Source organism: Rhodococcus sp. WAY2 (assembly GCF_009859915.1).
GTDB lineage: Bacteria > Actinomycetota > Actinomycetes > Mycobacteriales > Mycobacteriaceae > Rhodococcus_F > Rhodococcus_F oxybenzonivorans.
This window is the reverse complement of record NZ_CP046573.1, coordinates 233,597-251,859: the sequence shown is the minus strand read 5'-3', so window position 1 is coordinate 251,859 and position 18,263 is coordinate 233,597. Positions and strand designations below refer to the sequence as shown.

Genomic DNA, 18,263 nt, shown 5'->3' with positions numbered 1-18,263 from the left:
CCGTATGCCCGGAGTGCAGACCTTGCGAGTGGACCTGGAAGAGGTCGGTGCCCGGCACTGGTGGGCCGCCCTCCTCGCGACCCTGTCCGCCCAGTACGGCAACGCGTACATGCGGTTCGTGGGGGTGGTCGACGGTAAACCGTGGTACTTCAGCGCAACTTTCCCCGTTCCCCGGACCTGGGGATCGATCCCCCCGCGAGAGGAATGGGCACCCGGGATGACGGAAAGCCTCGCCGAGTTGCGGCAGCAGATCGAGGACGACGGGTGGCAGTACCTCGGCCACGGAAAACAACCCTGGCAGTTGACGTATCAGCGGGACCGGAACAGCGGTCCGACCCGGAAACTTAGCTAGCTCCCGCCGCAGCCGGGCCTGTGATGATGCGATGTCACCGCGGCTTGGTGCGGGTGCGCGGAAGTTTGGTGGCGATGACGGCGGCCTGAGTGCGGCGTTCGACGCCGAGCTTGCTCAACAACCGGGAGACGTAATTCTTCACGGTCTTCTCCGCGAGGAACATGCGCTCCGCGATCTGCCGGTTGGTCAATCCTTCGCCCAGAAGAGTCAGGAGTGTGCGTTCCTGATTGGTCAGTCCGGCGACCAAGCCTTCCTCCTCGGTGGGTTTGGTCCGCAGTTTTTCCATCAGGGCGGCGGCCGCACGATTGTCGAGCAGCGACTTCCCGGCACCGACCTCGCGGACGGCGTGGGCCAGTTCGGTGCCGCGGATGTCTTTGAGGGCGTACCCGCTGGCACCGGCAAGGATGGCGTCGAGCATGGCCTGTTCGTCCGTGAAGGAGGTCAACATCAGACACCGCAGTTCGGGCAGCTGGGAGAGGAGATCGCGGCACAGTTCGATGCCGTTGCCGTCGGGTAGCCGCACGTCGAGGACTGCGACGTCGGGTTGCAGTGCGGGAATTCGTGCAAGAGCCTGGGCGCAGCTTCCGGCCTCGCCGATGACGGTCAGTTCCGGATCGGTGGAGAGCAGATTCGCGATACCCCGGCGCACGACCTCGTGATCATCGACGAGGAAGACTGTGATCATGCGGCTCAGAACTCCATTTTCGGTGGTCAGCGCCCTGTATGACAGGGTACGTGATGAGGCAGACGCGTAATTGCTGTCTCGAAAATCACCGCAATGGGTGTCAGCGGAGATCACCTGCCGGGCGGAGCAGCGTGGTGCGGTGCCCGCTGATCTGTTCGATGCCGATGACGAGGTAGCGGTCGTCATGAGAGCTGCTCCACGGTATGCGGGCCGGGTCGGCGAACCCGATCAACCCGTCGGTGCCGGACAGTACCCGTGACCTGCCCATTGCCAGGACACTCCAGCCGGTGCGGGTGGCCGGGTCGATGGTCCCCGCCTCGAACGCGAGCACCCCCCGGTCGAACCGGTCGAACCACGGGTTGTTGCCGGTGGGGATGATGAGATCGCCGTCGAGGGCGGCGAAGGTGACCGGCCGCACCGCGGGCAGGGCGTCCTCGGTGTAGACGAGCCGGCCGGTTGGAACCGAGCGCAGCAACTTTCGGCATTCGGCAGTGGGGAGCGGACCGTCCGAATTCATGGCCACCACGGGTGGTTTTTCCTGATACATGACTGCTTCTTCCGCGGGTGGTGAGTACCGACCCCACCAGCATCGGGTCTGTTGCCAGGACGCAAACAGAGGACAAAGTCGTCACTGTGGCCCTCGAGCGTCCTGACCACATTTTCCGGGGAGATTCGGGCTGTACTCGTTGACCCGTCCTCCTCGAGCTAGGTGATAGGGGCGGGTGAACCGCCGTGCCTGCCTGCGTGGTCGTGGTGTGATGGTGGTGAGTGTCGATACTCGGTAAGTGGGAGCGAACGATGAGCGCCGACGAGGAACCGTTACTGACAGGTGGGTTGTCGCAGTTGCGGCTGCGAGAGCTGCTGGTCGAGGTTCAGGACCGCATCGGCCAGGTGATGGACTCCCGCGACCAGATCGACGCTCTGCTCGAAGCGGTGCTCACCGTCGCGTCCGGACTGGAATTGAATGCGACCCTCAAACGGATTGTGCACGCGGCGATCGAGTTGGTCGACTGCCGATACGGCGCCCTCGGAGTGCTCAATCCTTCTCGGGACCGACTCCAGGAATTCGTCTACGAGGGTATAGATGAGCACACCCGGGAATTGATCGGTGAACTCCCGACCGGCCACGGGTTGCTGGGGTTGTTGATCGAGCAGCCGAAGCCCATCCGTCTCGACAGCATCGCCGCACACACGGCGTCCTCCGGATTTCCTGCCTATCACCCACCGATGCGCACATTCCTGGGCGTACCGGTGCGGGTGCGCGGCGAGGTCTTCGGGAATCTCTACCTCACCGAAAAGGCGGGTGGGCAGTCCTTCACCGAGGACGACGAGGTCGTCGTCCAAGCACTCGCCGCCGCTGCGGGTATCGCCGTCGACAATGCTCGACTATTCGAGGATGCCCGGCTGCGACAGCGGTGGCAGCACGCGACCAGTGAAATTCGCGGGGAGCTGCTCGCGGCCACCGATACCGGGGAAGTTCTCGACCTCATCGCCCAGCGAGCGCGCACACTCGCCGGCGCCGACCACGTACTGATCGCCCAACCCGATGATCCCGATGTCGAGACGGCGGAAGTCACCACGCTGACGGTCACTGCATACGCCGGAGACGCGACCGCCGCCTTCCACGGCCGGCAGATTCCCGTCGACTGCTCCGACATAGGACGAGCGTTTCGCACCGGTGAGCAGATGCGCGTTCCGCAGATCACGGAATGCAGGAGCTACGGCACTGCGCTCCTGCTGCCGCTGCGGGTATCCGTCGACACGATAACCGGGGTGCTGGCGATCATCCGAGAACTCGGGGCGGATTCGTTCGACGATCGGCAACAATCGTTGGCCGCCGAGTTCGCCGATCAGGCTGCTTTGGCGCTCAAGCTGGCTGATGATCAACGGCAGCTGGCCGACATGTCGCTGATCTCGGACCGCGACCGGATCGCGAGGGACCTTCACGACCATGTCATCCAGCGTCTGTTCGCCCACGGCCTGAATTTGCAGAGCACCCAGGCACGCACTCGGGCGCCCGAGATTCGCGCGCGACTCGAGGACATGATCGACGACGTGCAGCAGATCATCACCGACGTCCGGACGACGATCTTCGATCTGCATCGCGGAATCGATCAGAACTCCCGTCAGCTGCGGCAGGTACTCAACGCCGTGGTTGCCGAGCAGACCGAAAACAGTGGCCTGCGCACCACTGTCCGGATGGCCGGGCCGCTGAACGTGGTCACCGGTCCTCTCGCCGACCATGCCGAAGCGGTAGTGCGGGAGGCGCTCAGCAACGTCGTGCACCATGCGCGAGCCCGCGCGGTCTCTGTCACCGTCTCGGTTGGTGACGACCTCACCGTCGACGTCCTCGACGACGGCATCGGCCTCCCACCGAAAGTGGCACGTAGCGGTTTGCACAATCTCGCTGCTCGAGCCGAGCAGGCCGGTGGAACTTTCACGGTTGCACCCAGGGACACGGGCGGGACTCGATTGACGTGGGCGGCCCCGCTACCGGAGGTGTGAGGTGTTTTTGTCGGGTGGCATAAGCGTCAGTCGAGAGTGACAATGCTCCCGGGCTCCAGTGTGGCAACCTGATCGCGGCAGACTATCTCGATCGGTCGCTGGTTACCGTCTGCTGCGCTCACCTGGACCTTTCTGCCGGTGACGGTGAGCCAGAGTTGGAGTCCTCGGTAGACGATGGGAAACTTCAGTGCGCCGAGTTCCTCCGGCCATTGCGGGCCGAATACCAAACGATCGCCACGGGTTTCGAGTCCGGTGAAGCATCGCTGGAGTAGGTCGACGCTCCCCGCCATCGCTGCGAGGTGTATGCCCTCGGCCGTCGTACCGCCCTGGATGTCGGCGATGTCGGAGGCGAGTACCCGTTCGAAGTAGTCCAGGGCGTTGTCGCGGTTGGCGCGCGCGAGAACCCAGGAATGCACCACCGCACTCAGGGTCGAACCGTGTGAGGTGCGGGCAAGGTAGTAGTCGACCGTCCGCGGAATGGCCTCGGGTTCGAGGTGATAGCCGAGTCCGCCGAACAGGTCCCGCAGCTCATCGGCGGACAGTAAGTAGAAGAGCATCAACACATCGGCCTGTTTGGAGGCGCGGTAGCGGTTGACGTCGTCGTCTTCGGCCTCGAGGATCCGGTCGAGTCGTTGAATGTTGCCGTAGCGCTCGCGGTAGGCATCCCAGTCGAGTTCGGCGAGGTTGTCGTACCCCTCGAACTGGCTGATCACCTGATCATGGAACGGCACGAACATTCGGCGGCTCACGTCTTCCCACCGTGCCATTTCCTGCGCGTCCACTGCCAGGTTCTCGACCAGGTCGACCCGGTCCGCCGGCGTAAGCGCGTCGAGAGCCTCGAGAGCGCGCAGGATGACCCACACGGCCATCACGTTGGTGTAGGCGTTGTTGTCGATTCCACCGAATGGTGATCCCGGGTAGCCGGAGTGGAACTCGTCGGGCCCCATGACCCCGCTGATGACGTACCGGGCCCGCACCCGGTCGTAGGTGGCGAGACTGGTGAAGAACCGTGCGATCTCGACCAGCAGTTCGGCCCCGCATTCGGTGAGAAACTCCAGGTCGCCGGTCACTTGGTAGTACTGCCAGACGTTGTAGGCGATCGCTACCCCGATGTGGTGCTGGCGCCAGCTCGGGTCCGGTAGCCACCGCCCCGACGCCGGATTGAGATGCAGCTGCTGGCTCTCTTCCCGGCCGTCGCTGCCCGATTGCCAGGGGAACATTGCACCCCGGTAGCCGGCCGCTTTCGCGGCGCGCCGGGCCTCGGGGAGCCGGCGGTACCGGTAGCGCAGCAGTGACCGGGTGAGGGAGGGAACTCGCAGGTTCAGTACGGGGAAGACGAACAATTCGTCCCAGAAGATGTGCCCGCGGTAGGCCTCACCGTGCAGTCCACGGGCCGGCACCCCCACATCGAGGTCGGCGGTGTTCCGGGAGACCGTCTGCAGCAGGTGCAGGAGATGGACGTGCACGATGCGGGAGGCGTCCTCGTAGTCCTTGAGTTCGATTCCTACCCTGTCCCACAGGTGTTCCCATGCCAGGACGTGACCGTCGAGCACCTCGTCGAAGCGGCCGAGTTCCGCGAGCGGGCGCGGAGCTTCGTCCGCGGGATGTGACACCGCATGGTCACGGCCCGTGAAGACCGTGACCATCTTCTCGAGCGTGACTGATTCGCCCGGGGTCATCTCGACGGCGATGTCGTGCCCGACCTGCCTGTCGTCGGCGAACAGCTGGTAGCGGCATTCAGCTCTCTCGGTGTTGCGCCACAATTGGTTTCGGTCGGCCATCGCCACCGGTATTCCGGACTGCCCGGTGTGCATCGACAACAGTACGGAGTCGTCCGTCAGCTCGGTGGCGCGCAGGGCAGTGAGGTGGTCGCTGGCCAGTTCGCGGTAACGCTCGACGAGGGTGTTACCCACCGAACCGTCGAGCACCGACCGGATTTCGAGCTGCCCCGACCAGTCTTCTGCCACGATCGTCGTCGCCAGCGCACACACGTGGGGCAGGTGCATCGCGACGAAGCGCCGCTGGACTACCGAGGTGGTGCGGCCGGCCTCGTCGCGATAACGCCATCGCCGGGTGAGGACGGCACGGCGCACATTGAGATATTGGTGGTAGTCGAGGAGTTCGGCCGCATCGATGTCGAACCACGGCGCGCCGTCGATACGAAAGGTGGTAGCAAGCCAATTCGGCGCATTGACCAGACTTTCATTGACGATGGTCATTCCGGACCGTTCGTCGCTGAGCCTGTTGTAGAGGCCGGCGAGGTAGGTGCCCGGATAGTGCACGGCGCCGGCACCGGACTCGGGTGCGCACCCGCGGGTGGCGAAGTAGCCGTTTCCGACGGTGCAGAGCGCCTCACGCAGTTTCTCGGCAGTCGGGTCGTATCCGTCGAAGAACAGGATCCAGGCGTCCGCCCGCGAGACCGTTTTCGGATCCCGCGCGAGTAGGTCGGCCAATCGTTGCAGCAGCTCGCACACCTGTGCAGGTCCGTTGACCGCGAACCGGGCGGCGGAGCGCCGATCGCCCGCCTCGTCGCTGCGGACCACGATTCCCACCCCGGTGGCCGCCACGGCGTCGAAAGCGTCCTCGTCGGTGAGGTCGTCACCGACGTACAGGGGAAGCAGTTGCCTCGAATCGAGGACGTGTCCGAGAATCCACTCCAATGCCCGGCCTTTGTCCCAGCGGATGTCGGGACGTAGTTCGACGACCATGCGGCCCGCTGCGACGCGCAGACCATCAACACCGTGTGCGGCCTCGTACACTGCCGCGATCACCTCGTCGACGCGGGCTGCGGCGACGTTGCGGTAGTGGACTGTCACCCCGAACCGCTTGTATTCCACCAGGACACCGGGAATTCCGTGGAGCTGTTCCTCGACGAGTCGTCCAGTCTGCGCGAGCAGCGGCACCGCGGTGAGCGCTTCGGGATTCTCGTAGTGCTCCCCGTCCGGCCCGCTCAGTTCGAAACCGTGGCTGCCCGCGTACCAGATCCCCTCCATGCCGATGCGCGACCGGACGTCCTCGAGATCGCGGCCGCTGATCACGGCCACGGGACAATCGCGGGCCAGTCGGGCCAGTTGCGCTGCGGCGCCGTCGACGAGGACTGCGGCGGACGGGTCGCTGACGATATCCGCGAGGGTGCCGTCGAAATCGAGGAAGACCGCGGGCCGCCGGATACGCAGAAGTGCGGTGAGTTCGTGCCGGGAGGTCATCGCGTCGGGGATCTGCGACAGGGGACGATCCCCCTGGCGGATCGTGATGTCCGCCGGGTCGGTCACCATGTGGTCGGCACCCCAGGAATCCTTTTCCGGGCCGATCCCTACGACCAAGGCGAACCCGCTCCGCTCAGCTGCTGTCGCAGCCGCTTCCGAACGAGTGATTACGACTGATGCGGCGGGCTGGGTTCCGAGCCGGTGTGCGGCCTCGGCCGGCGCCACACCATCGGTGCGGGCAGGAAACAAGTCGGCGATTCCGGTGTCCTCGATTGCCGGCTTCACATCGCCGCTCGGGGAGAACACGGCCGTGTCGATGCCCAGCGCACGCAGCCGGCGCACCAGCATGACGGTGGAATCGACGGTCACAGGCTTCCCGGACCTGGTGTCGACAACCACATCGAGGTCGAAGAGGACGGCCGCGTGCCGGCGCAGATCGATCACAGGTCCGGTCATGGGTTCAGCTTTCGCGTTGTGCAGAGCTGTCCGGGTGCTTGTCGAGTGGGGTCCAGAGTACGTGGACCCACGGACGTGAAGGGCAAAGATGGGGCGGCGGTGTTGTCTCAATGGGTTCTGGTGACTGCTTTCAGAAGCTGCAGGAGACCCGTTATCACAGCACTCGCAGCGACGGCCACGAACAATGCGGAACTCACGACACCGATCACAACAAGCACCACCCACGCGCTCATCACAATGGGGCTGATAGTTCTCGGCACGACTGCGCCCGGACACTGTCAATGGCCGCTCCGGAAAAAGGGGGGTGGCGCACGCTCGAGACGGTTGACAAGACACCCATGACGATTCCTCCTCATCCGGGTGTCGCCTCCTAGGGAAATGAACGGCGCTACACCACCGGATAGTAGGGCCAACGGTCCACGTCACGCCCTATTCGGGCGGGTGCTGCCTAGCGGAGACCCGAGACGGCGGCGAGTGGTGACCAATGGCCCTCACGTCGCGGCTCGTGCGCCACCACACTGAGGTGCAGGACTCAGATCCCGGAGGCGGACAGTGAAACCTGGAAGAATCGTGGCGCTCGTCATCGGTTGCCTGTGTGCCTTGCTCGGGTTCGCCCTTCTGAGCGGTGCAGTGTTTCTCGGATGGGCATACTTCGCGCAGAACGACGACGGTCATGTCACCTCACCCACGCAGAGGTATCAATCGCCGGGGAATGCCCTGGTGTCGGAGCGGATCGACCTTTTCGACGAGGCCGACCTTCCCCAGGGCTTCAGCACCGAAAATCTCGGCCGGGTGTTGTTGCGGGTCACCGCGGACCCGTCGAACCGGGAGATTTTCGTCGGAATCGGCCCGCGTGAGGCGGTGGAACGCTATCTCTCCGGTGTCCCGCGGACCGAGGTGACGGAGGTCGAATTCGGCCCCTTCCAGCCGAGCTACCGTCAGATCACCGGTGACCGGCAACCGGAAACCCCTTCGACGCAGACATTCTGGTCCGTCTCGTCCACGGGGGCCGGCACCCAGGAGGTGCAGTGGGATCTTCAGCGCGGGTCCTGGACCGCTGTGGTGATGAACGCCGACGGTGGTCCCGGCGTCTCGGTCGATATCCAGGCCGGTGCACGGCTCGACTTCCTCGGCCCGCTCGCGCTCGGTGTGCTCCTCGCCGCCGTGGTGATGCTCGTCGTGGGCATACCACTAGTGGTGGTCGGAGCGCTCGGGCTCGGCCGACATGGTCCACCCCAACCACACTGGCCGGTACACACGAGTACAACCGGCGCGGCGTCCGCCCCCGCCACACCGTCGACCGAACACACACCCACACCGCCGAAGCCCTATCCCGCGCACCTGCGAGGCGATCTCGACCAACCGGTGTCACGGTGGTTGTGGCTGGTCAAGTGGTTGCTCGCGATTCCGCACTACGTGGTGTTGGTCTTCCTCGGTCTGGGGTTGTTTGTGACCACGGTGGTGGCAGGATTCGCGATTCTCTTCACCGGGCGGTATCCGCGGGGTTTGTTCGACTTCAACGTCGGAGTTCTGCGTTGGCTCTGGCGGGTGCAGTTCTACACCTATTCCGCGCTGGGCACCGACCGGTATCCGCCCTTCACACTGGCGCGCACCGACTACCCGGCTGACTTCGATGTCGAGTATCCCGAGCGGCTCTCCCGTGGTCTGGTCCTGGTGAAGTGGTGGCTGCTGGCGATACCCCACTACTTAATTCTGGCCGTGCTCGCGGGGGGTTGGTTCGGCGGCTGGCGGTTCGGCGTCACCAGCGGCGACGTCGGGGTCCCCGGGCAGCCCTGGCTGTTCGGCTCGCTGCTCGGTGTCCTGATCCTGGTCGCGGCGATCATCATCTTGTTCACCGGCCGCTATCCTCGTCCGCTCTTCGACTTCGTCATGGGTATCAACCGCTGGGTCTACCGTGTCATCGCCTATGTCGCGCTCCTGCGTGACGAGTATCCACCCTTCCGCTTCGATCAGGGGCCACGCGAACCCCACGAACACACCGCGCCACCAGAACCGTCACCGGACGACCAGCCGGCCGCCGGTCACCCTCAGGAGTCGACCCGATGACTGTGCTGGTGGGCTATGCGACCGCGAAAGGATCGACCCGAGGGGTGGCCGAGCGCATTGCCGCGCACCTCGAATCCGCAGGTGAGCGAGTGGACGTACAGCGGTTGAGCGAGATCACCTCGGTGCGCGAGTACGAGACGTTCGTGGTCGGGAGCGCCGTCCACAGTGGTCAGTGGCTTCCTGAAGCGGCGGACGCCGTCGGGCGACTCCGCCCGCAGCTGGGCGGCCGGGCGGTGTGGGCGTACTCCGTGTCCTCGGTGGGGGCGACCAGCACGATCCTGTCGAACCGGGTGGCGTCCTATCTTCGCCGGGTTACCCCTGAACCGCGGGTGGTGCAGCACTTGCGGGAGGCCGCGGATGTTCGCGGCCACCGCTTCTTCGCCGGGGCCATCGGCCCCGGTGACTGGCCGGGCTTCGGCCGGGTGCTCTTCCGGCTGATGGGCGGGCATTACGGCGACGCCCGCGACTGGGCAGACATCGATCAGTGGGCGGAGTCCATCCATCACCGAGATGCCCAGGTACGCGGCGAATGAGAGCATCCGAGTCAGCGCCCATCGATGGCGGCCTCGGCGGTTCCGCACCTCGCGTCCCCGGTCTGTCGTCGACCCGGTGGACAGCTCTGTGTGCCGCAGCGGAAGCTGTCGGCATGACCGCCGCCGCCCTCGCCGCGAAGCTGGCACAACGGATATCGGGTGACGCTCCGCAGGGGCGCGATGCAGCGCTGGCGCTCGCCGTGGTGGTGGCCGGGGGACTCGTCGAGGGGGTCGCTCTCGGCGTCCTACAGGCGCACGGGCTGCGCCGGCTGCTTCCCCGGTTCGATGCGGGCCGATGGGTGGTGGTCACGACCGTGGTCGCCGGGCTGGGCTGGGCCGGCGCCTCCGTGCCCGGTGTGCTCGGTTCGGACGGCGGCGACGGGCCGCCGCTGCTCGTGGTGTTGGCCGGTGCAGTGGCTCTTGGCGCGGTGATGGGTGCCGTGCTCGGCGCAGTGCAGGCGCTGGTGCTGCGCGGTCTGGTTCGCCGGCCGGGCCGATGGGTCCTGGCCAACGTGGCCGGCTGGCCTCTCGCGATGGCGGTCATCTTCGTCGGAGCGACGACCCCGGGCAGCACCTGGTCGATACCCGCCGTTACCGCACTCGGAACAGTGACCGGGCTGGTTGCCGGGACGGTGCTGGGCGTGATCACCGGACGATTCTTACCCGGGCCGGACGAGATCGTTCAGCCACATGACGGTATTCCACAAAGATGAGGAAGGCGAAACAAGTGAGAAGTAGCCGGAAAACGTGGAGTGACATGACAGATCGTCAGCGCGGCGGGCTGGTGGTGCTCACGATCGTCCAGATGGTGCTGGCCGTCGCCGCTTGGGTGGATCTCGCTCGCCGCGATCCTCGAGAAATCAACGGCAGCAAGGGAAGGTGGGCGGCGGTCATCGCTATCAATTTCATCGGGCCGGTCGTCTACTTCACGCGCGGGAGGCGCGCCGCACTGTGATCGCCTGTCCCCGGGTGGTGTGGCCTGCACACACAGCACCCGGGCTGAAGACGCATCGCTCAGGTGTGCGCCGGGGACTGCTTCGCCAGCATCTGACCCCACTGCTGCGCCCGTGCTTCCTCACCCTCGACGAGGTGGCTCTTCGTATCGACGAGAAAGCTCTCCGGATCGGCAACCAGCTCGAAACCCAAATGCCGTAACTTCTTCGAAACTCCTTTCGATGCCCGTCCGGTGATGAGTGCGGGCTTGTCGATGCGAGTATCGAACGCGGCAGCATTCCCCACGTCCACGGTGAGCCCGTCGAGCCACTCACGAATTCCCGCACTGGCCGCATCGGGTTCCAGTGTCAGGTTGCTGTCCGGTTTCTCGGCGGCCTCGACCGCACCGCGCCGGGTCGATTCACGGCTCATTCCGTGCACGTGGGTGGGACCGCCCACGATCAGAAGATCGTATGAGGACACGTCCTGTTGGGGCGCCTGCGACACGGGGATCGTCGTGACGTCGCCCGCAGGCGCGAATCCTCGCGCAATCGCCTCTGCCACAGCATGGGTATTGCCGTACATCGACTCGTAGATAATCAGTGTTCGCATGTCGCTGCCTCCTGGTTCGTCTTGTTCGGTACCAGCTGAACCGCACGGGGTTCAGCCCGTCACATCTGGTTCACGTTCGAGTCTTTCACCGGCCGAGGTGCCGGCCGAGGGCATAAGGTCATCCGAAAGTCCCTTCCAGCGTGCAGACGTCACTCGACATTGGGTGTGATGACCTAGTGCCCTATCGGCCCCGGCCGCCGGTGTCCGATCCTGAAGTTTGTTCGGCGCAAGTCCGGAAGTGTGTTGCGACAACTGGAGTTGGACAATGAGCACTCTTGCGAACCGCCAGTCCGTGGTCGTCGGTGTCGACGGCTCCGAACGCGCGATGCGGGCCGCCGTGTGGGCGGCCGCGGTGGCGCGGCGACGATCCGCGCCGCTGCGCCTTGCCCATGCTCTCCCGAGTCCCGGTTACCACTACAGCGAAGCTGCCCTGCTGTTTCAGGACGAGTTCGCCGAGCAAGTCCGGAAATCGGCCGAGGAGATTCTCGAGCGCGCCGAGCGGCGAGTGCGGCAGGAGTTTCCGGATGTCCGGGTGTCCTCGAGCATCCATCCGGGACCGGCAGGGATGTCGCTTACCGGACTGAGCAAGCACGCGGAAATGGTGGTGGTCGGTTCCACGGGCGCCGGGATGGTCGAGTCACTGTTCACGGGGTCCACCGTGGTGCGGGTGGTCAACCACGCACACTGCCCTGTCACGGTCTTCCGATCCGACTCCGAGTCACCGGTGCCCGATCACCGGCCTGTCGTGGTCGGCGTCGACGGAAGTGCGCTCAGCATCACGGCGATCGGGTCCGCCGTCGAGTTCGCAGTGCTCTTCGAGGTCCCGCTCCTTGCGGTGCACGCATGGAGCGCCGGTGACATGTCCCGAGGCCGCTCCACTGCGACCAATGTGGACTGGGCTGCCATGGCAGAAGAGCAGACGGCACTGGTGGCGGAAAATCTTGCCGGTTGGCGCGAGAAGTATCCGGACCTGGAAGTCACCACGGTTATCGATGAGCGGAACGCTGCCGAATTGTTGCTGCACTATGCGCGCGACGCACAACTCGTCGTCGTGGGAAGTCACGGCCACAATCGATTCGCCGGATCGCTGCTGGGGTCGACCAGCCAGAACCTTCTGCACCATGCATTGTGCCCCATCACGATCTGCCGTCCACCGAGGAGTGAGAAGGGATGACCTGGCCACTGGCGCTCGTGTTGATAGCGCTGATTTTTTCTATGACAGCCATTGTCACGTCATACATTGCGGTGCGCGGTAAGTCGGGGCCTCCGCAGAAATAGGTCCGCCCGAACATCCGCCGTGGGACCTGTTGTGTCGCGCCGTCACAGACGCTGCGCGATGGATTCCGCTGGTTGTTGCCCATTCGGTTGGTCATGAAGGCCGCCGACGGCCCGAGGGGCGGATCGGCGAAGGCTCCGGACCCCCGGAGCCCGTAGTGACCGGATGCGTGTTTGGCTGGTTTCACTCGCGGCGAATGCGGAATCGATATCCGGCCGCCACATCATGCGTAGAGCCAACACGTGCTCGTGGGCGGTCGTCTGTACGCCGCGGAGGTGCGCGGGAGTGTCTTCACCGAGCACCCGGATTCGCTGCTGTGCGATGCCCCCTTCATCGCACTCTTACGTGAGGAAAACCCGTCGCTGAGGTCTTAGGCCGTCCCTGCGGTCGCGATGCGGGGCGAACTGCGGGTTACTTGCGGACGATCATCACCGGGCATCGGGCGGCATGGAGTACGGCCCGGCTGGTGGACCCGAGGAGTAGGGAGGTGAAGCCGCCGCGTCCGCGGCTGCCGGTGACGACGAGTTGCGCCTGCTCGGACAGTTCGACGAGGTGGTCGATCGGCCGATCCCGGACGACGACCCTGCGGGCAGTGACGCCCGGGTAGGACTGGTGCCAGCCGGCCAAGCTTTCGGCGAGTACGGCCTCTTCCGCGACGGCGATCGCGGGCCAGCTCAGATCGTGATGGTCCGCGTCGTCGGTGGTGAAGACGGTCGACAAGTCGACATCACTCCACGCGTGCACCGCGACCAGGTCGCAGTCGCGGAGAGCGGCTTCGTCGAACGCCGCGCTGATCGCCGGTGTGCTGCGCGCCGAACCGTCGACCCCGACCACTACCGGGCCGTCGAGGACGGCGTCGACCGGGTCGGGCATGCCGCGAACCACGACCACCGGGCACGGCGAGTGGGCGGCGACCGCTATGCTCACCGAGCCGAGGAGGCCCCCGGCGACACCGCCGAGCCCGCGGGATCCCACGACGAGCATGCGGGCCGATTTCGCCAACTCCAGAAGGACAGTCGCGGGGCTGCCCTCCCGAAGCGCGGTGCGCACCGTCAGCGGTGCGTCACCGACCGCCTTGGCTGCCAGTTCCGCCGCCCTCTCCAGGCGCTGCTTCCCGGCGTACTCGAGATCCGTGAAGGCACCCGCCGAGAGGTTGATGGCGTCACCGTAGGTTCCGCGCCGCACCACCAGGGAGGAAGCCAGCAGCAACGGGGCGCCGCGGACCACGGCCTCGTGTGCCGCCCAACGTACGGCGTCGAGTGCATGGGCGGAGCCGTCGACTCCGACGACGATGGGAAGGTCTACTCGCATGATGGCTCCTGTCGATGTGAGCGGCTCTCCTGTCCAGAATCCGGGATCATCGTCAGGTACAGGTAGGGCCGAAGGGCACTTCGTCGGCACCCATGGTTCTCCGGGTCCCCCAGGAGCCGGTGGTCACGAGAGGCGAAAGACCCTGTGGTGATGACCGCCTGGCGGGGGACACTCGAGGTACGAGCCGTGCTGTACCGACCCGAGTTGATGCGCCGGCACCGAGAAGCCTGGAGGACTGAGCGCGATGTACCACAACGATCCAAGCGGTTGGGGATACGCGTTGATGTTCGTCGGGATGGCCCTCTTCTGGGGGTTGCTGATCGTGGGCATCGTCGCGATGATCCGCTATCTGGGCCACGGAATGCAGACCCCCCACAATGTGCCGTCTGCCCGCGATGCCGCGGAAAAGGTTCTGGCGGAACGGTTCGCGCGAGGTGAGATCGACGAGGCGGAGTACCGGACACGTCTGGCGACGTTGCGCGCCGAGACAGCGTCCTGACCGAGTGATGACGACGTCGGTGAGGAGGTGATCGACATGGATGCACTGCAGATGGCTCACGAGCTCATGATGTGGCTGCATGGCGCCGGCCTACTGCCGCACGAGTTCATGATGTGGCTGCATGGTGCCGGCATACTGCCGCACATGCCGATGCACATGATGCCGATGTAACGGCCGGAACGAAGCGACAGCCTTTTCAGTACTGGACTGCAAGGTGATCACGGTGAGCGCAACGAACAGGTATATGACGCAGACGGACTACATGTCGTGGCGGATGGAGGCAGATCCGATCCTGCGCTCGACCATTGTTGCGGTCGCCGTCCTCGACCGGGTTCCCGACTGGCCGCGGTTCGTCGACATGATGGAGCGGGGAACGAAGCGGGTTCCGATCTTTCGGCGCAAGGTGATCACCGCTTCGGTGGGCGTTGCCCCGCCCCGCTGGGTCGAGGACCCCGACTTCGACCTCGCCTGGCACGTAAGACGTTGCACCCTTCCGGAACCGGGCGATTGGAACGCCGTGCTGGACTTTGCGCGCACCACCGGTATGGCCGCCTTCGACAAGGAGCGTCCCCTCTGGGAGTTCACGGTGCTGGGCGGGCTCGACCATCACCGCGCCGCCCTCGTGATGAAGGTTCATCATTGCCTCACCGACGGCGTCGGCGGCATGCAGATCGCCCGGGAGATCGTGGACTTCACCCGGGAAGGAACCGTGCGAGCAGACGACGCCGAGGTGGTGGCACCGCACGACGGGCGAAGGCCCGGGCCGATCGATTCTCTTGCCTGGTACCGGGATATGACGGGGCGCACCGTACGAGGGCTGTCGATAGGGATGGTGCGTGCAGGCGAGGGGCTGATCCGACGTCCGGCCGACTCGTTTCGCCGGTCGGTTGATGTCGTGGCTTCGACGATGCGTTTGACCCGTCCTGTTCGCACCACGCTGTCCCCGGTGATGCGGACGCGCACCACGCGCCGCAGGTTCGCCGTCCTCGAGGCCCCGCTCGAACCGCTCGGCCGGGCCGCCGAGTCCGCCGGCGGATCACTCAACGACGGCTTCCTCGCCGCCATCCTGCTGGGTATGGCGAAGTATCACCGGCTTCACGGCGCCGACATTGCGGCACTGAGAGTGACATTGCCAATCAGCTTGCGCACCGACACCGACCCGCTCGGTGGTAACCGCATCACTCTGGCGCGGTTCGCCCTGCCGACGAACATCGACGACCCCGCCCAGCTGATACGGGAGGTTCACGCCGTTGTGGAGAGTTGGCGCAAAGAACCGGCGATTGCGTTGTCGTCACACATTGCCGGAGCATTGAATCTGCTCCCCGCTTCGCTTCTGGGCGACATGCTCGAGCATGTCGACTTGGTGGCGTCGAACGTGGTGGGCTCACCGGTTCCGCTCTTCGTGGCCGGCTCGCAGATCATCCGGTATTACGCCTTCAGCCCCACCCTCGGGTCGGCGTTCAACGTCACCCTCATGTCCTACACGTCGCACTGCTGCGTGGGCATCAACACCGACCTCGGCGCCGTCCCCGACCTCGAGACGCTGACCGACTCCCTGGCGGACGGTTTCCGCGCCGTCCTGGCCCTGTGCTCGCCCGCACCCGACACCGCAATCGTCTCGGTGCCGTGACAGAAGTCGACAAGCCCTCTCGTCGTTACTCGAGACGCAACATCGGGTGCCGCTGCCGAGCTCGGTGACGATCTAGGGGGAGTAAGGGCCGAAGTGCCCTGGTCCGCGGCCGCGTGAGGGGACGATCGTGGTGGGTACGGAGGTGGCAACCATGATCAAGCATTGGCTCCTGATGGAAGCTGGGGGAGAGGATGCCCGGACCCCTTACCGCACGCGGGTGGCGGGTGCAGGCAGGCACCTCCCGGTCACACGGCTCACGACCGAGGATCTGATGGCAACGACCCGTCACACCACTCACATCGACCTCGAGCGATTGACGGGAATTCGCGAGCGGCGGGTCTCGGTGGGAGACGAGGATTCCTATACCCTCGCAGCGGCCGCCGCGGAGGACGCTGTGAGGCGTTCGGGTCGGGATGCGGGTTCCCTCGACGCCGTCATCAGTTGCAGCATCACCAAGTTCCGCGGTGGACTCACCCAGTGGCTCGAGCCGACGATGAGCAGTGCGGTCGCCCGGGCGATCGGTGCGGATCGGGCGATGACCTTCGACGTGTCCAATGCGTGCGCCGGAATGCTGACCGGAGTCACGGTGGCCGACAATTGGATTCGGCAGGGCATCATCGAACGCGCGCTGATCGTCAGTGGTGAATACATCTCGCAGCTCGGGCAGAACGCGGCGCGGCACATCCACAACATCATGAGCAAAGAATTGGCGTCGTTGACGCTGGGCGATGCGGGTGCCGCACTGGTCCTCGAGCGGGCTCCGGCCGGATCGGCGGGGATTCGGTTCGCCGGCTTCACCACCGTCGCCGATTACAGCCGGTTATGCCTGGCCTACCCGAAGGGCAACGAACCCGGCGCGCGCATGTTCACCAATTCCCGTGGCATCCAGAAAGCCGCCATCGCGGACACACCGCTGCTGTTGCACGAGGTCCTGGACACGCTCGGGATGTCCATGCACGCCATCGATCACGTGATCACCCATCAAACTTCCGCCCGGGCCATCCGAAAAGGCATGGCCGAACTCGAGTCATCGTTCGGCGATGTTCCCCGGCACGACGCGGTGATCACCGTCGACCGGTACGGGAACACGGCGTCGACGACGCACACCGTGGCGTTGGTCGAGGAACTCGAGACCGGACATATTCAGCCGGGGGAGACCGTGGCGTTGATCTCGCTGGCTTCCGGTCTCGAGATCGGGGTCGTTCTATTGGAACTGGATGAGGAATTGGTGGCTGGTTATGGGCACGATCATTGATCGGGTTGACGTCACCTCGGGTGGGTGGCGAAACCGGCACAGCGCACTGCGCCTCGCCGTGGCCGCGGCGAAGACCTGTCTCGAGAATGCCGAACGGAGCCCGGACGAGGTCGACCTTCTGGTCAACGCCGGGCTGTATCGGGACCGCAATCTCGGGGAACCCGCCCTCGCCGCGATGATCCAGGAGGACATCGGCGCACATCCGGAGGACCCGCACGTCGGCGAGCACGGCACGTTTTCGTTCGATATCGCGAACGGAACGTGTGGTGTGCTGACCGGGTTGCAGATCGTCGACGGATTCTTACGCTCCGGGACGATCGACTGCGCCCTCGTCGTCGCCAGTGACGCCGACCCCGGCCACCGGATGAGCGAGAACTTCACGTTCTCTGCGGCCGGGGGCGCGGTGTTGTGTAGTTGGACCGACGAGGATTACGGTCTCGGCCGCGTGCACTGGGTGAACGACTTCGACGGCTCCGACGCGTTCTCCGCCACCGTCGGGCAGATCGACGCCCGAAACGTGCTGCGGTTTCGGGAGTCGGCCTCGATGGACGAACGCTATGCCGCCGCGGCCGCGGCAGCCGCCACCGAAGCCCTCACCCGGGCCGGCCTCACCCTCGCCGATATCGCTGCCGTGGTGCTCGCTCCGCCCCGCCCGGGATTCCGCTCGGCCCTGGTACGCCACCTCGGCCTGTTCGATTTCCAGGTGCTGGTCGCCGGCGACGAACACATCCATACCGCCGCGCTGGTGGCCGGACTCGATGCGGGTCGCCGCCGTGCCGGCACTCGTACGCTCATCATCGCCGCCGGTGCGGGCGTGACGGCCGGCGCTGCCGTGTACGTCGAGCCACCCGCGAACGGCTCACACGCCTTCGGCCAGGTTCCAGATGGTCAGTAGCACACAGTTCGACTCTGCCGTGCCCGGATTGTCTGCGGCACAGTGGTC

General features: G+C 65.3%; 17 protein-coding genes. 12 read left to right on the top strand and 5 right to left on the bottom strand.

The annotated features are described in order from the left end of the window. Window positions 1-4 precede the first annotated feature (4 nt). Window positions 5-352 carry a hypothetical protein gene (locus GFS60_RS31200; protein WP_236603574.1) on the top strand — a complete coding sequence of 116 codons (348 nt, stop codon included), beginning with the start codon at window positions 5-7 and terminating at the stop codon, window positions 350-352. Window positions 353-386: 34 nt separating this feature from the next. On the opposite strand, the gene GFS60_RS31195 is transcribed toward GFS60_RS31200, so the two are convergent. Both GFS60_RS31195 and GFS60_RS31190 read right to left on the bottom strand, forming a co-directional pair. Continuing rightward, the gene (locus GFS60_RS31195; RefSeq protein ID WP_159928023.1) at window positions 387-1,037 is read right to left on the bottom strand and encodes a response regulator transcription factor; all 651 of its coding nucleotides are present in this window, start codon (window positions 1,035-1,037) and stop codon (window positions 387-389) included. 100 nt (window positions 1,038-1,137) lie between these two features. Next, window positions 1,138-1,584 carry a pyridoxamine 5'-phosphate oxidase family protein gene (locus GFS60_RS31190; protein ID WP_236603573.1) on the bottom strand — a complete coding sequence of 149 codons (447 nt, stop codon included), beginning with the start codon at window positions 1,582-1,584 and terminating at the stop codon, window positions 1,138-1,140. Window positions 1,585-1,835: 251 nt separating this feature from the next. On the opposite strand from GFS60_RS31190, the gene GFS60_RS31185 reads away from it, so the two are divergent. Further along, window positions 1,836-3,542, top strand: coding sequence for a sensor histidine kinase (locus GFS60_RS31185; RefSeq protein WP_159928022.1), 1,707 nt, complete (start codon window positions 1,836-1,838; stop codon window positions 3,540-3,542). 26 nt (window positions 3,543-3,568) lie between these two features. On the opposite strand, the gene otsB is transcribed toward GFS60_RS31185, so the two are convergent. Beyond that, window positions 3,569-7,204, bottom strand: a complete 3,636-nt coding sequence (gene otsB / locus GFS60_RS31180; RefSeq protein WP_159928021.1) for a trehalose-phosphatase — start codon at window positions 7,202-7,204, stop codon at window positions 3,569-3,571. 552 nt (window positions 7,205-7,756) lie between these two features. On the opposite strand from otsB, the gene GFS60_RS31175 reads away from it, so the two are divergent. The 4 genes from GFS60_RS31175 to GFS60_RS31160 are packed head-to-tail and all read left to right on the top strand — an operon-like array spanning window position 7,757 to window position 10,759. Continuing rightward, complete coding sequence (locus GFS60_RS31175; RefSeq protein WP_159928020.1) at window positions 7,757-9,271, top strand: DUF4389 domain-containing protein; 1,515 nt, start codon at window positions 7,757-7,759, stop codon at window positions 9,269-9,271. Continuing rightward, window positions 9,268-9,804: a flavodoxin domain-containing protein gene (locus GFS60_RS31170; RefSeq protein WP_159928018.1), complete on the top strand. Its 537-nt coding sequence runs from the start codon at window positions 9,268-9,270 to the stop codon at window positions 9,802-9,804. Before GFS60_RS31175 ends, GFS60_RS31170 begins: the two co-directional genes overlap by 4 nt. Continuing rightward, window positions 9,801-10,517, top strand: coding sequence for a hypothetical protein (locus tag GFS60_RS31165; protein ID WP_159928017.1), 717 nt, complete (start codon window positions 9,801-9,803; stop codon window positions 10,515-10,517). Before GFS60_RS31170 ends, GFS60_RS31165 begins: the two co-directional genes overlap by 4 nt. A gap of 44 nt (window positions 10,518-10,561) precedes the next feature. Beyond that, window positions 10,562-10,759: a PLDc N-terminal domain-containing protein gene (locus tag GFS60_RS31160; protein WP_236603572.1), complete on the top strand. Its 198-nt coding sequence runs from the start codon at window positions 10,562-10,564 to the stop codon at window positions 10,757-10,759. Window positions 10,760-10,818: 59 nt separating this feature from the next. Here GFS60_RS31160 and GFS60_RS31155 read toward each other — a convergent pair whose 3' ends face one another. After that, window positions 10,819-11,349 carry a flavodoxin family protein gene (locus tag GFS60_RS31155; protein ID WP_159928015.1) on the bottom strand — a complete coding sequence of 177 codons (531 nt, stop codon included), beginning with the start codon at window positions 11,347-11,349 and terminating at the stop codon, window positions 10,819-10,821. A gap of 265 nt (window positions 11,350-11,614) precedes the next feature. Between GFS60_RS31155 and GFS60_RS31150 the strand changes: the two genes are divergently transcribed. Further along, window positions 11,615-12,523, top strand: coding sequence for a universal stress protein (locus GFS60_RS31150; RefSeq protein WP_159928014.1), 909 nt, complete (start codon window positions 11,615-11,617; stop codon window positions 12,521-12,523). A gap of 513 nt (window positions 12,524-13,036) precedes the next feature. Here the strand turns inward: GFS60_RS31150 and GFS60_RS31145 are convergent. Then, window positions 13,037-13,936 (bottom strand): universal stress protein, encoded by a 900-nt coding sequence (locus tag GFS60_RS31145; RefSeq protein WP_159928013.1) that lies wholly within the window; start codon window positions 13,934-13,936, stop codon window positions 13,037-13,039. A gap of 244 nt (window positions 13,937-14,180) precedes the next feature. Between GFS60_RS31145 and GFS60_RS31140 the strand changes: the two genes are divergently transcribed. The 5 genes from GFS60_RS31140 (at window position 14,181) to GFS60_RS31120 (ending at window position 18,215) form a co-directional block, all read left to right on the top strand. After that, entirely contained in the window at window positions 14,181-14,435 is a 255-nt protein-coding gene (locus GFS60_RS31140; RefSeq protein WP_109328373.1) for an SHOCT domain-containing protein, read from the top strand. A 36-nt stretch (window positions 14,436-14,471) separates the two neighbouring features. Then, a complete protein-coding gene (locus tag GFS60_RS39995; protein ID WP_257792470.1) occupies window positions 14,472-14,606 on the top strand; it encodes a hypothetical protein in 135 nt (44 codons plus the stop codon). Window positions 14,607-14,679: 73 nt separating this feature from the next. Beyond that, window positions 14,680-16,065, top strand: a complete 1,386-nt coding sequence (locus GFS60_RS31130; protein WP_159929047.1) for a wax ester/triacylglycerol synthase domain-containing protein — start codon at window positions 14,680-14,682, stop codon at window positions 16,063-16,065. Between the two features lie 151 nt (window positions 16,066-16,216). After that, the gene (locus GFS60_RS31125; RefSeq protein ID WP_159928011.1) at window positions 16,217-17,320 is read left to right on the top strand and encodes a 3-oxoacyl-ACP synthase III family protein; all 1,104 of its coding nucleotides are present in this window, start codon (window positions 16,217-16,219) and stop codon (window positions 17,318-17,320) included. Continuing rightward, entirely contained in the window at window positions 17,304-18,215 is a 912-nt protein-coding gene (locus GFS60_RS31120) for a 3-oxoacyl-ACP synthase (RefSeq protein ID WP_159928010.1), read from the top strand. The genes GFS60_RS31125 and GFS60_RS31120 overlap by 17 nt, the downstream gene beginning before the upstream one ends. Window positions 18,216-18,263 lie beyond the last annotated feature (48 nt).